Source organism: Desulfitobacterium chlororespirans DSM 11544 (genome assembly GCF_900143285.1).
GTDB lineage: Bacteria > Bacillota > Desulfitobacteriia > Desulfitobacteriales > Desulfitobacteriaceae > Desulfitobacterium > Desulfitobacterium chlororespirans.
Window position 1 is genome coordinate 269,400 of sequence record NZ_FRDN01000008.1, and the last position, 13,896, is coordinate 283,295.

The 13,896-nt window shown below is 50.7% G+C and carries 11 protein-coding genes and 1 pseudogene; 11 read left to right on the forward strand and 1 reads right to left on the reverse strand.

Annotated features, from left to right (window positions below; all coding sequences use genetic code 11):
* Nucleotides 1-39 precede the first annotated feature (39 nt).
* The 3 genes from BUA14_RS13910 to BUA14_RS28530 are packed head-to-tail and all read left to right on the forward strand — an operon-like array spanning nucleotide 40 to nucleotide 3,273.
* Nucleotides 40-597, forward strand: coding sequence for a hypothetical protein (locus BUA14_RS13910; protein ID WP_072773138.1), 558 nt, complete (start codon nucleotides 40-42; stop codon nucleotides 595-597).
* Nucleotides 597-1,055 carry a type III secretion system chaperone family protein gene (locus BUA14_RS13915; RefSeq protein WP_072773139.1) on the forward strand — a complete coding sequence of 153 codons (459 nt, stop codon included), beginning with the start codon at nucleotides 597-599 and terminating at the stop codon, nucleotides 1,053-1,055. Before BUA14_RS13910 ends, BUA14_RS13915 begins: the two co-directional genes overlap by 1 nt.
* Complete coding sequence (locus BUA14_RS28530; RefSeq protein ID WP_072773140.1) at nucleotides 1,045-3,273, forward strand: AAA family ATPase; 2,229 nt, start codon at nucleotides 1,045-1,047, stop codon at nucleotides 3,271-3,273. The genes BUA14_RS13915 and BUA14_RS28530 overlap by 11 nt, the downstream gene beginning before the upstream one ends.
* Here BUA14_RS28530 and BUA14_RS13925 read toward each other — a convergent pair.
* Complete coding sequence (locus BUA14_RS13925; RefSeq protein WP_072773141.1) at nucleotides 3,270-3,980, reverse strand: LytR/AlgR family response regulator transcription factor; 711 nt, start codon at nucleotides 3,978-3,980, stop codon at nucleotides 3,270-3,272. The two genes, BUA14_RS28530 and BUA14_RS13925, sit on opposite strands and share 4 nt — an antisense overlap.
* Nucleotides 3,981-4,050: 70 nt before the next feature.
* Here BUA14_RS13925 and BUA14_RS13930 point away from each other — a divergent pair, with 70 nt between their 5' ends.
* From BUA14_RS13930 to BUA14_RS13960, 8 genes and pseudogenes are all read left to right on the forward strand, one after another.
* Nucleotides 4,051-5,904: a sensor histidine kinase gene (locus BUA14_RS13930; protein WP_072773142.1), complete on the forward strand. Its 1,854-nt coding sequence runs from the start codon at nucleotides 4,051-4,053 to the stop codon at nucleotides 5,902-5,904.
* A 212-nt stretch (nucleotides 5,905-6,116) separates the two neighbouring features.
* The gene (locus BUA14_RS13935; protein WP_072773143.1) at nucleotides 6,117-8,606 is read left to right on the forward strand and encodes a helix-turn-helix transcriptional regulator; all 2,490 of its coding nucleotides are present in this window, start codon (nucleotides 6,117-6,119) and stop codon (nucleotides 8,604-8,606) included.
* A 134-nt stretch (nucleotides 8,607-8,740) separates the two neighbouring features.
* A complete protein-coding gene (locus BUA14_RS13940; RefSeq protein ID WP_072773144.1) occupies nucleotides 8,741-9,808 on the forward strand; it encodes a hypothetical protein in 1,068 nt (355 codons plus the stop codon).
* 105 nt (nucleotides 9,809-9,913) lie between these two features.
* Nucleotides 9,914-11,737, forward strand: coding sequence for a phage tail sheath family protein (locus tag BUA14_RS13945; protein WP_072773214.1), 1,824 nt, complete (start codon nucleotides 9,914-9,916; stop codon nucleotides 11,735-11,737).
* A gap of 63 nt (nucleotides 11,738-11,800) precedes the next feature.
* Entirely contained in the window at nucleotides 11,801-12,289 is a 489-nt protein-coding gene (locus BUA14_RS13950) for a phage tail protein (protein ID WP_072773145.1), read from the forward strand.
* Nucleotides 12,290-12,407: 118 nt separating this feature from the next.
* Nucleotides 12,408-12,773 (forward strand): hypothetical protein, encoded by a 366-nt coding sequence (locus tag BUA14_RS13955; RefSeq protein WP_072773146.1) that lies wholly within the window; start codon nucleotides 12,408-12,410, stop codon nucleotides 12,771-12,773.
* A 20-nt stretch (nucleotides 12,774-12,793) separates the two neighbouring features.
* Nucleotides 12,794-12,958: pseudogene (locus BUA14_RS27945) on the forward strand (DUF6760 family protein); the annotation flags it as partial.
* Nucleotides 12,959-12,982: 24 nt separating this feature from the next.
* The gene (locus BUA14_RS13960) at nucleotides 12,983-13,858 is read left to right on the forward strand and encodes a phage tail protein (protein ID WP_072773147.1); all 876 of its coding nucleotides are present in this window, start codon (nucleotides 12,983-12,985) and stop codon (nucleotides 13,856-13,858) included.
* Nucleotides 13,859-13,896: the final 38 nt, after the last annotated feature.

The following is a 13,896-nucleotide window of genomic DNA, read 5'->3' on the forward strand; positions in this document are numbered from 1 at the left end:
ATTAAACTACTTATGCCAGGTCAGAGGTGAGGTGGGGTTATGAAAGATAGCGGGAATGTCAGGAAGCCGGAACAGGATCAGGAACGAGGCCAGGAACGGGACCGGGGCAGGGAACGCCCCGGGCAGGAGAAGGGCGGCCTCCATAGTCCGGCAAAGGTAAAGGTTGATAAGGCATCCTTTATGGCGGCTCTGGCTCAGGGAGTAGTTCCCCGCTTTCAAGGGCAGGAATTGTCGGAAAGTCTGAGTCAAATGGGGAATTATGCCTTTCTTCAGGCTTGGCAACGACGGGAACGCAAGGAGCAGGGATTGCTGAAACATGCCGGGAGGGAAAGGTTCCCGGCCGAAAGCCTGAAGACGATTCTTAAGGATGTCACAGAAGGGCTTCATCCCCAAGAGGGAGTAAATACCATCGACGTGATGCTCCCGCTGCCCCGGCTTGGGAGCAGCTTTGTTCCGGAAGATTGGCTCACAAATGACAAGGGTTCAGTATCGGCATTAGCGCCCATTTCTTTTGAGCAGGCTTCCTTCAGCGGCCAGGGGATTCAGGGAGATCTTGGGGGCTCAGTCGGCGGATCAGATGGAACAGGAGAACAGTGATGGCGAATCACCGACGAAAAATAGAAGAAATCCTTGACAGTGAAGGCTGGAGCTACCGAAAAACGGAGCGGGACATACGTTTGATCGCTTCCTTCGGGGCTCATAAATGGAAGATGAACCTTCACTGCACCGATAAGGGGCATGTGAGCTGTTGGGCAGCCTATCCCTGGCCGGTGCCTGAAAACCGGCGCTCTTCTTTGCTGGCGGGTCTGAATGAGCTGAATCTGCAACAGCAAAGAGGTTGTTTTCTGTTCAGCCCTGCCCACGGGAAAGTGCTTTACCGGTGCGGGGTACAGATCCTGGATGATTATGCGAGCTATGAGGCGATCAGGGATCTTCTGCTTACAGGCGCAGCTCTTACCGAAGTGAACTGGAACCCTGTTTACCGCCTGATTTTTGGCATTAATGAGGAAGCTGCTCATAGTCGTCTGACCGAGGAGGTTAATCATGGAGAATGAGGGATGGACCATGGACCTGGAAAAAATGACGGAGCCCTATCCGGATCAATGGGAAATGATGCTGGATTTTATGTCTTTCCTGGATATGAGGCTGTACTATCTGTATAAATATCATGTATGGGTGGGGCCGGAAAACCATTTGCAGAATATGATGGGTCTGGCCGTATCGCAAGCCGAGTTCGAACATAATCTGGCCAAAGCGGTGGATGGGGTGATCGGGGTTAACCTGCAGCAGGAGGAAATTGCCGATATTCAAGTGATTAACGGCTATTTCGCGGCCAGAATGAGGCAGACGGAGCTTCAGCACGGGGAGCTGCCGATTTTAAAGCTGATCAGGAAGTTTTCCCTGGATGAATTTGCCGGGAGCTGCTTGCTGCTGGCTTTTGCCGTACAGTTGGACCGCAAATACGAAAAGATCTTCAGCTATTTGCAGGATGATATCACCAAAAAATCCCCTACGGCGGAAACAGCGATTCAGCTCTTTGCCTTGCCGGGAACCCATAAAATCGATTATGTTCATTACTTCACAACAAAGAGCGTACTCATGAAGTATCTGCTGGAGCCAGCGGAAGGAAGCACCTTGTTTGAGCTGAAACTCAGCCTCAGAGAGCGCTTGGTGGACTATCTTGCCGGCCATGGAGCCGGCTTTGCCAAGGGGTACTGGGAGCTGTTCGACTGGAAGACCAGGCTTGACGAATCGGAGATCGAAGACAGCACAGCCCGTACCATTGAAAAACTTCTCTCCTCTTCAGGCAAGAGAGGTGGGGAGCGAAGGGAAGAACAGGGGGCCCCTCGGGAGCTGGCCATGGTCTTTGTTACCGGTGCCAAGGGGAGCGGCCGTAAGTTTCAGATCAAACAGGCTGTGAGCAGGAGCAAGGGCCGGTGCTTGTTTATTAACCTGGAGGCCCTTCGGGAAGGCACGGGTTCCTGGCCGGGCAAACTTCAGGAGATCGTCTGTGAAGGAGTTCTGCAGGAGGCCGGGTTTTGCTTTACCGGCTTTGATGCCCTTGTGGAGGACCATCAGCAAAGGGAACTCTATGATTTTCTGACGGCCCTCACGGATCATGGGGAGTATTTGCCGGGAATCCTTTTCATCACTGCGGAAAAGATTTGGAAAGATCCCAGCCTGCCTCACCATCTGGTCAAGATCGATCTTCCCATAGAGCCCGTTACGGAAACGATGCGTCTGCAATTCTGGCAGTCCTTTACCCGGGATCTGCCCCTGGAGGACATCGATCTGGAGGAACTGGCCTCAAAGTTCCGCTTTACCCCCGGACAGATCCGCAGTGCGGTTTCTCAGGCGGCGAGTTTCTGTGAGCTCAACGGTTATCCGGCTCTGAATGCGGCAATCCTGCATAAATGCTGTTATGATCAGGTGGTGGTCCGCCTGGAGACTCTGGCCGGCAAAGTAAAGCCAGCCTATGGCTGGGAGGATCTGGTGCTGCCGGAGGACCAGGTGGAGCTGCTTCAGGAAGCCTGCACCCATGTGAAATTCAGACATACGGTTTACCAGCAATGGGGATTTGACCGAAAGGTATCTTACGGCAAAGGGTTAGCCATGCTCTTTTCCGGACCGCCCGGAACGGGCAAAACCATGGCCGCTCAGGTGATTGCCAACCAGCTGCATATGGAGATGTATAAAATCCAGCTCTCCCAGGTGGTCAGCAAGTATATCGGGGAAACGGAAAAGAATCTCCGCCAGGTCTTCGAGGAAGCGAAGAATGCCAACTGCATTCTGTTCTTTGATGAGACCGACGCTCTCTTTGGCAAACGCTCCGAGGTTAAGGACTCTCATGACCGGCATGCCAATATTGAGACGGCTTATCTCCTGCAGCAGATCGAAGAGTACGACGGGGTGATCATCATGGCCACCAATCTGCTGCAGAATATTGACAACGCTTTTATGCGGCGGATCAATTTCGTGATTAATTTTCCTTTTCCCGATGTGCTCACCCGTAAGCTGCTCTGGAGCAGGATGTTGGGAGGGGGAGCCCCTCTGGGGGAGGATGTGGATCTGGATTTCATGGCCCGGCAGTTCAAAGTGGCCGGGGGAAATATCAAGAATATCGCTGTCCATGCGGCGTTTCAGGCAGCTTCCGGGAAATCCCCCATTACCATGAAGCATCTCCTCAAGAGTGCCGTCAATGAGCTGAGAAAAAACAATATGCTCATCGTCAAAGAGGAGCTTAAGGAATATGCGGATTTGATTTTTGACTAACAACTCCGCAGCTGCCGCACAAAGGCCTTTTGCACATCGCTCATAAACGTGCGGCTGACCGGGACCGCCTTGCCGTTGACGGCGATGGCATCCTGTTTGGTAAGCTCCCGGATGTTGCGGATATTGACGGCATAAGCCTGGTGGCACCGGATAAAGTGTTCCTGGGGAAGCTCGCTCAGCAAGTCGGTCAGCTTGCCGGGGACAGAGATCAAACCCTCCCGTGTTGTGACGGCCACCCTCCGTCCGGAGGTTTCGAGGCAGATAATATCCTTGATTGCTATGCGCCGCTTGCTGCCGTTGGTTGCCAACATAAAGAATTCATTGGCAAAGCGGCTATGGTAATCCCCATGGATAAGCCGCTCCAACGTTGCGCCGTCAACGGGTTTTATTAAATAATGCAGGGCAGCTACGTCATAGCCTTGCAACGCAAAGTCCGGGTGGGAGGTTATAAAAATAATCGCCATGTCCGTATCTGTTTCCCGTATTCTGCGTGCCAGGGTCATGCCGTCCGTGCCTTCCATAAGAATATCCAGCAGGAGCAGATCGTAGCGTTCCCCCTGCTCCAGAAAGGCATTCAGGAAATCATGGCCGTTTTCGAACACGGAAAGATGGTATTCTATAGTTAATCCGTCCAATATGTCGCGGCAGATTTTTTCATGCGCTTCAAAAAAAACTTGCTCATCCTCGCATAGGGCAACTTTGTACATCGGGATTCCCCCTCGTTCATAGGGCTATTATATCATTTGCTGACCGGTGAAGAAAGAAGGAGAGACGGCTATGAAAGGTTTGCCTGTGAAGAGCTTGAGCCATAGATTGCCAAAAACAGAGCGCGGCAGCCTGGTGTTTGCCATGCTGATCTTGCTTTGCGCCGCTATGGTTGTCATGTTTTTGAGCTTTTATTTCCAAGGGTACCGTCAGCCGTACCTGATGAAAGATGTGGTTGACCTATCGGAAGGCTGGCAGTATTCTACGGAGGGTTTTAGTCCAACTGAGCTGGCCACCCTGGGCACCGGTCCCCAGCTGCAAAGCGGGGAAACCATGACCCTATCCAGGAGGCTGGATTCGGAAATCAAAGACGCTGCCATTCTCATCCGCGCCAACCATCAGGCGGTAAACGTCTATCTGGACGGTGTGCCCCTCTATCTGGACCGGGACATCAAGCCGGGGGAAAACCCCGGCATGGCACTCCACTTTATCCCGCTGCCGGAGGATTATCTGAAGAAGACGCTGCAGATCGGGCTGACTTCACCTTACACCCTCTACGCCGGGCGCACCAGCCCTATCTTGCTGGGCGACATCCCATCCCTGGAAGCTTATGCCCTGTCCCATTCCATGCGCTCGGTCATCCTTATGGCCATGTGTCTGCTGATTGGCATGGGTATCATCGCCCTGACGCTGGTACAGGCGCTGGGAGGAATCCGCCGCCCGCAAAACTTAGCCATGGGTGTGTTTGCCGTCATTTGGGCCTTGTATTATGTCTGCACAGAGTACATTGTGTTTCAGTTCTTTGCGCCTTTTTGGGTGTCGGCACTCAGCCTGGGCCTGTACTTTACTTTTCAGGTTCCCTTGACGCTGTACTTTTATTTTTCATTTCAGCATTATAAAAAATGGCTGCTCCCCGCCGTTATCCTGCACAGCGGCTTTGCGGTGACGGCAATTCTGCTCCAGCTTACCGGAATAATGGACTTGCCCCGTCTGCTCAACATCAACAATATACTTTTGATCGGTCTTGCCTATACTATTGTGCTGGCCATTTTGGAAGGGTTGAAGAAGAATCGCCTGATGCTGCTGGCGGCTCCCTTTCTGATCCTTGCCTATGGTTCCATGCTCTATAACTTTGCCGTGTTCTACTCACGGCATGGCATCGTGCCGTACACGTATAAGGATACCTATTTCCTGCTCATTCTGTGTGTGTTGCTCTACAACATTCAGCAGTTTTTCAGCGCTTATTACAAGGGACGGCGGGAAAGCGCAGTGCTGACCCTGCAAAACCGGCTTGCCAAGGAAAGCTACGAGCAGATGAAATCTCATCTTCGGGAAGTGAGCGGTCTGAAGCACGAGATAAAGAATCATCTTGCCGCCCTGCAAACCTATCTGACGGACGGACGTCACGAGGAGGCCAAACGGTATCTGGAGCGTTGCTCCGGGCAAGTCGAGGCCGTACTCGAAGCGATTTACCATGCCCACTTCCTCATCAATGCGGTGGTGGGGAACTTGCTGCGCAGAGCGCAAGGACTTGGCGTAAAAGTGGAACTGGACCTGAAAGCAGGGCCTTTGCACATCGCCGATCATGATTTGTACAGCTTGCTTTCCAATATGCTGGACAATGCCCTGGAAGCCTGTGAGGCTATGCCCGGGGGACGGGAGCGTTTTATCCGCTTAAGGATGATCCGGCAGGAGCCATACTTGAGCATCACCTGCGTCAACAGCAGGGCCGACGGCATCCTCAGGGAGAACGGAAATATCCAAACCACCAAGCGCGGCGAAGGGCACGGCTACGGCCTGTGGACGGTGGAGAAAATCGCCGACACTTATGATGGGCTTGTGGACACGGATTATGATGAGAGCACTTTTACCATTACGGTGGCACTCAAAGACAATCAGGTAAAAACAAGCGGCTTGATGGGGTAAAGCTTCCCCGTCAAGCCTTTTTTACAAGTTACGTCGCTTTTTCTACCAGTTTTGCATTCACTCTTGTGATAGGAGGCAAGGGGCGGTAAAATGCCTTTGGGCTACCTTCCCTCATGGGAAAAAGATTGAGAAAATTGAGAAAGTTGAGTTTGATCTATAAAAGGATTTTGTCTGATTATAGAGAAAATAATTTCTAAAAGGAGCGTGAGAACATGAGCAAAAGGACATTTAAAGCGAAGTTACTGCACCGGAGACGCATCGATCAACTTTTGGCAGGAATCTTTGACGTCCCATTGCTTGTGCTGCTCTCCTCCATGGGCTATGGTAAAACTACGGCGGTGCGGCAATTTTTGAACACCCAGAAACGTATGAACCATTGTTGGTTTCCCTTGTGCACAGACGAAGACGATGGGGAATGGATGTGGCGAAAATTCTGCCACAGCCTTGAAGAGGTGAATGGTGAGCTGTCCAAAGCTCTGGCTGAATATGGACTGCCTAAGAATAATGTGGATCGGGAGCGGGTTCTCGGCCTGTTTAAAAACTCCCTGACCGAACCCCTGATTATGGTTATCGATGATTACCACGAAAATAAAAGCCAGGAAATGGATCAGCTGATCACCTATCTTGCCAAAGCCGCCCTTAAGGATCTGCACCTTCTGCTGATCAGCCGGTTCCGGCCTGAACTGCCTGTGGAAGAATTGGCCGTGAAAGGGCATTGTCTGCAGATTGCTCAGGACCAATTTGCTTTCAATGCAAAGGAAACCGCACAATTGTTCCTGGAAAACGGGTTCTCACTGTCTGCCCATGAGCTGGAGGCTCTGCGCGAGAATAACGAAGGCTGGGCGGCCGCTATCTACCTGAGCCTGCTTAGATACGCTGAAGATGGAAGCATCAGCGACATCAAGGATATTACCCGTTTAATCAAAACAGCAGTATTTGATAAATTCGATCTGGAAGTGCAAGCGGTACTCATCAAACTTTCTCTGCTGGACGCTTTTGATCTGAAAGGGGCGGTTTATGTCACCGGTAATCCCAAGGCGGGAAAGATTATCCTGAATTTGGCCAGCAATCATTGCTTTATCCGCTATGATGCCAAGAATGAGGCCTATGTCATCCATGCTATCTTAAAAACAGTGCTGCAGGAACTTTTGGTGATTGACGATCTGGGCCGGGAAGCGTTGCTGACCCGCTGCGGGGATTGGTGCCGGGACAATAAGAATGCTATCGAAGCCATATCTTTTTATACGGCCTCCGGGAATTATGAGGGGATTTTGGCTGTTTTTGATCAGCCTGGCTCGACAAAGTATTTTCTCCAGGCCCCCCAAATCATCATACGGGCTTTCCAGGAGATGCCGGAAGAGGCAAAATGGGCTTATCCCTACGCTTATCTGACCTATGTTTACTGCTATCTGGTAAGATACAACAGCAGGGAAGGGGCCAGGATGTTCTACGAAGCCAAGGGATACTGTGAAGCTCAGGAAAATCTCAAGGATAAAGACCGGATCATGGGCGAGCTCGCTTTGATTGAAAGCTTCCTCCACTACAACGATTTAAGCGGGATGATTCACTATCATAAAAAGGCCTGCCTGAACTTTGCCGGTGCCAGTTCACGAATCGCCTATCATTCGATCGTGACCTTCGGCGCTCCCCATGTTCTCTTTCACTATCATAAAGAGATAGGGAAGCTGCGTGAAAAGGCAGAGCTGCTGGAGAAGGATGCCTGCTATTATATTCAGGCGGCCAATGGCTGCGGTACAGGCTTTGAGTATACGGCCTGGGCCGAGTATTATCTGGAGACCGGAGATCTGGATAAGGCGGAGCTTTTTGCCCATAGAGGGATTCTCAAAGCCAGGACCAGAGCGCAAACCAGTCTGGTTATTTGCGCCGCTCTTTGCCTGGCCAGAGTTTTTGCTTTAAAGGGTAAGCGGCTTGAAGCTTGTGCCCAATTGGAAGGGCTCAGGAGTGAAGTGGAAGCTTCACGGAGTTCGGTTATGCTGGACAGCTATGACATTGCTTTGAGTGAGCTCTATGGTATTCTGGGTTATTCGGAAAGAATCCCCCAATGGCTTCAGGAGGGTGATATCGATCAATGCGCTATTTACAGGCAGGGATCGGAAGTCATCTATATGGTCATGTGCATGGGAGCCGCTTTGCGCCGGAGCTACAGAGAGCTGGAAATCATCGCCGAAACCATGGGCCAGGCCTGCAAACCCTACAACTATCTCTTCGGCCATATCTATGCGGGAATTTATGATGCTATCGCCAAATATCATGGCCATAGTCCCGGGCAGGCCGCAGCATCCCTGCAACAGGCTATTGACCTGGCCATGGCCGACGGGATTGTCACGCCCTTTGCCGAGAACCTTGGGGAGCTTGCTCCCGTACTGGAAGAAATTCAGGGGATTCAGAAAAGTGAATGGCTGAAAAAGGTCTATAAGCTGGGCGGAAAACACCTCATGACGGCGGAAGCTAAAGACCGGCCCGATCCTCTGGGGGATAATCCTGGAGTGCGTCTGAGCAGGAGAGAGCTCGATGTGCTTGCTCTGATCGGAGAAGGGTATAAGCAAGCGGAAATTGCGGAGGAGCTTTGTCTGTCCCCCAATACGGTCCGCAGGCATTTGCAGAATGTCTATAAGAAGCTTGAGGTCGACAACAGGGTAATGGCTTTAAAAAAAGCCGGAAAGTTGAATATTCTTCCTTGAAGTTATAAAAAATGGTATTTTTGTGTGATATGGAGATTGGATTAAGTGCCCTATACTTGCTTGTATAGGGCTTTTTTTTACATTGGGGTTTCTTTGCTCAATTTCTATCCGCATACAGAGCATAAGGAGAGGTTATGGATTACTCAATGGCCTGCCGGAAGAAGAAAGATAAGCTGAGGGAGAAAAAGCCAAAGGAAGCCTCTGTATGGAAATCCTTAGCAGAGCAATCTCTGGCCAAAAGTGCGGGAACAGCCGGCATGGTGAGCCGTGATCCCGTTTATCATTTGACAGAGAGCTTTAAAGCAACCTTTGACTACTATGGACAGCAAAAAGCCGCTCAAATGGCCTTGACAGACGAAGCGGGAGCTGAAAAAGCGGGCGGGAATTCCGAGCAGGCTGCGCCGGAGAAGAGGGCAAGCGGTGAAGAATTTCCGGAATACCAAATTTCCAGGGAGGAAAAAGAGAGAGGTGATTTTTACAGAAAATTTTCCGATCTTGCCTTTCAGAATGGCCATTTGGCTTCGGCGGTTCTCCAAAATGAGGGCAAAACCATGTTGGTTTCCTGCCTGAAAAGAGCCCTGGGGCAATCCGGCCCCCATAACAACAAACAGACCCTGCTGTTTTCCCAAACCTCTGCCCATGTCCCGATCAAAGGCTGTGATACTTCAGCCAAGGCAGTGTTTAACCGCTATACCGAAGGGGCGGTGGGAATTGTCATCAGCTCCGGGAATTCCGCCCGGCAAGTATTGCAGATTTTTGAGCGGCTGGCCGGTGAAAGCCCTGAAGATGGGGTGCTCAGCATGCAGGGGAATAACCTTGCCCGGCTGTATCCCTTTTTGAACAGTTCCGAGGACCATAAAAATAGGGAGCTTTATGAAAAACGTTTAAAGGAGCTGGCCGTTCTGGAACAGGAAACCGGGCAGGAGAGTCAGGATATTCTGGAGCAAAAGGCAGTATTAATGGCGGCTATGACCAAGACTCAAGGGATTCTTAATAAAAAAAGTCAGATGAAACAGCAGTTTTCATCTCAACTGGCTCAACTTTTGGAAAATTCTCAGCAGGTTCTTAAGGATTTTACCCAACCGGGATTTTCATCCGCCCTTGCGGAAGAACTGTGGGAAGGACAGGAGCAGCCTGAAGATCCTCATGACGACGATCCCAGGAATAATCCGGAAGAACCCTCGGGAAGCTCTGAAGAATAATTCACTCACGATGCCTTCAGACTGCCTGCGGGCAGTAAATAATAAAAAGAAGGGGGGCAACTGATTCGGCCATCATAGGTTATGAGGGGCCGGATCAGGAACAGCATGCCAGAGTATTTATCACCGGGTGTCTATGTCGAGGAATATGAGTCCGGTTCCGTGCCCATGGCTGGAGTGGGAACCAGTACAGCAGGTTTTATCGGCCTGGCCGAAAAAGGCAATGTCATCGGCAAACCGCAATTTGTCACCAGCTTCAGCGACTATCTGCGGATCTACGGAGGCTATCTGACCGAGTCCAAATACGGAGATAAGCGTTATCTTCCTTATGCTGTGGAGCACTTCTTCATAAACGGAGGCTCGAAATGCTATGTCATGAGAGTCGCTCCCTCGGACGCCAAGCCGGCGGTGGGAAAAGCACCGGCAGTTTTGACATTTATGGCGGCCAACCCCGGGGAATGGGGCAATAAAATCAAAGTCACTGTTGAACCCTCCAGCAGGCAGAAAACACCGGTCTATGAGGCCCAGGGCAATGATTGCGTCTTCAAAAATGTCGACGGTTTCAATGTTGGGGATATCGTCTTGTTTGACGAAGGAAAAAATAAAGCCTACAACAAGATCAAAGCCATTCAGGAAAAAACAGTGACCTTTGAGAATCCGGTCAATCCGTCCATCGTCGATAAAGCACTGGTTCCCTCCAAGTTTGTCAGAAGCTGCGAAATCAACATCGTCGTCAAATGCGACGATCAGAAAGAAGACTATGCTTTTGTGTCTTTAAATCCGGATTCTCCGGATTACGTGGTTTCCCGCTTAGCCAAAAGCGAACTGGTTACCGTAGAGGTGAGCCTTAAAGCGCCTGAAAAGAGCAAAGCGGCTGAACCGAAAAATGCGGATAAGAATTCTGATAAAAAAGGAGATAAGGCCGAAGAGGGCGCACCGGTCACCCCCGTTCCACCGGCTGCACCCGTGGTAAGCGGACCGGTCTTGGCGGCTCCTTTTGAGGCCATCGGAGCGGCGGGAACAATGCTGGCCATCGCGTTTGCAGGAGGGTCCGACGGGAGCATCGCCGGTATTTCGGCCGCTGATTTCATGGGGTCTGATGCGGGTCCCGGCAAACGGACAGGAATTCAGGCTTTCATTGAAGTCAGCGATGTCAGTATGCTGGCTGTACCGGGCATTACTATTCCTGATGTTCAGCTTTCCCTGATTGCTCATTGCGAGAACACCAAGAGCAGGTTTGCTGTTCTTGATGTACCCCGTGATAAGAAAAAAGTGGATGAGATTCTTGAATATAAAGACATGTTTGACAGCACTTATGCGGCCATGTACCATCCCTGGCTGGAAGTATTCGATCCCTTGGCCAAGAAGAGCTTCTACTTACCTCCCGCGGCTTCCATGTGCGGAATTTATGCCCGCTGCGATCTGAGCATCGGTGTCCATAAGGCCCCCGCTAATGAAGTAGTCCGGAGCTGCACCGGTTTGGAATATGGCTACAACAATGCCGAACAAGACCGGCTTAATCCGGCAGGGGTCAACCTGGTCCGGGCTTTCCCCGGCCGGGGAATCCGCGTCTGGGGTGCCCGGACCTGCTCCTCCAACGGCAATTGGAAATATATCAATGTACGCCGGCTGTTTATTTATCTGGAAGAATCCATCAAGGCCAATACCAACTGGGTAGTCTTTGAGCCGAATACGGAAATTCTCTGGGCAAGGGTTCAGCGGTCCATCGAATTGTTCCTGGCTTCCACATGGAGATCGGGAGCTTTGGCAGGCACTACCCCCAGTGAGGCTTTCTTTGTGGATATTGGGCGGACCACCATGACTCAGGATGATATCGATAATGGACGCTTGATTTGCGTGATTGGGGTGGCCCCCGTGAAGCCTGCCGAGTTCGTGATCTTCAGAATTGGTCAGTATACGGCGCAAAGCTGATCAATCCAGCCATTGAACGGGGCTTCTTTCAGTGATAAATCTAGATAGAAGGGATTGGAAAACATGCCGGAGATTAGGTACCCTTTTAAAAATTTCAGGTTCAAAGTGGAATTTGACGGTGTGGAAAGTGCCGGTTTTTCAGAAGTTTCCGGAGCGGATATTTCTGTGGACGTTGTGGAATACAGGGAAGGCAACGAAATCAGAACAACGCCGAGAAAGCTGGCCGGACTCACCAAATACGGCAACCTCACTTTAAAATGGGGAGTCATTGGCTCTATGGAAATGATGGAGTGGCTCCATACTGTAGCCTCAACCAATACCGCGGGGCCCACAGGGATTGCCCGCAAAAATCTGGTCATTAAAATCCTCGATGATACCGGTGCGGACGGCCCCGCCTGGGAGATCATCAATGCCTGGCCCTCCCATTACAGCGGACCCAGTCTGAATGCCCTTGGTTCTGAAGTGGCGGTGGAAACCCTGGAAATTGTCCATGAAGGGATCATACGCATCGATGGCGGAGCCATCGACTCGGCTGCTCCATCGACAGTTTAATCCAGGTACTTAAGCACATTTGAATTCTAAAAACTTATAATGACGTTTAAAGGCTGTTCTGCCAGGCAAAATCCCGGCAGGACAGCCTGAGCAAACAATGAAGATAGGCGGTGCGGTCATGGCTTTTCAGACTGAATATGAATTCGAACTTCCCCGCGGCTATATGGATCCTTCCGGAGAAATCCATAAAAAGGGGTCCATGAGGCTGGCCACGGCAGCCGATGAGATCCTGCCCATGCGAGATCCCCGTGTCCAGCAGAATCCAGGTTATTTGACCGTCATTTTATTGTCCCGGGTTATCACCCGTTTAGGAACACTGAATTCCATCAATACCAAAACCATTGAAGGTTTGTTTACCATCGATATGGCTTTTCTGCAGGATTTATATCAACGGATCAATATGTCCGATGTGCCCTCTTATAAGGTGCAGTGCCCTAAATGCGAAAACACCTTTGAGGTTCCGTTGGATTTTTTGGGAGAGTAGAGCTCTCCCTTTATCCGGAAGGGAAGCTCTATGAAGAAGCTTCATTTTTGGGATATTATCTTCACTGGTCTCACGATCAGATTATGGAGCTGGATCACAAAGAACGCCGCCGCTGGTGTATGGAGGTTTCCAAGATCAATAAGAAGCTCAGCAATAAACCGGATAATCCTTTTGAGAAAATCTAAGCTAAGGGCAGGATGTTGATAGATATGGCTCGTAAGCGGTTAAACCCCATGGACATCAATGAATATTATCAAACGATGGGTGCACGTCCTGAATCGGATCTTTGGGAAATGCCCTTTTACAACACTCCCAATCATAAGCCCATTACCGGTCCCGCACGTCCGGCGACCGTCAACAGCGGCAATTTTAGTGCACCTGCCTATAATTATCAGGGTAACCCCATCTTAAGCAATAAAGATGTCCCGGCCGGTCCAGCCGGCAGCCCGGTGTATCAGATTCAGGTGATACGTCCCGGAACCAGGCCGGAACAGCAGTTTAAGCCTCCCGTATATAATGACTCTTCGGGAAAACCGGTGCTCAACGATAACCTTCAGGATAGCGCAGGCAATGGCGTATATCGTCCGTCCCAGCTTAAAAAGAGCGGCTCTCCGAACCTATCGGCCCGTAAGGAATCCATACTGGGCTGGGGAGAAACCCGTAAAGTATTTTTAAATAACAGCTTTTCTGCCGATGCCCCCGGCGCCCCGCTTCCTATTGGCAATTTTACGAGAATAGCCGGATTGGAAGCCGAATGGGAATTAGAAACCTATCGGGAAGGCGGGGATAACGGCGGTGAGCATATTTTTCCCAGCCAGATTAAAAATTCCCGGCTGGTTTTTGAATATGGTACGGGTTTTATGGATCCGCTTCTGATCTGGTTTAATACGATTCAAACGGGAGTCATACTCAAACTGCCCCTGCTCATCTATCTCTATAATGAATCCCAGTTTCCTATTAAACTCTGGATGGCCATGAATGCTATGCCGGTGAAGTATACGGCTCCCCAGCTTGATTCCATGGCTTCCGAAGTGGCGATTACACGCTTGGAGTTTATCCACAGCGGACTGATCAGTGTTTTGTAAAGGCAGGGTTCACGGCCCGGAAGTTGATGCAAAAAAGT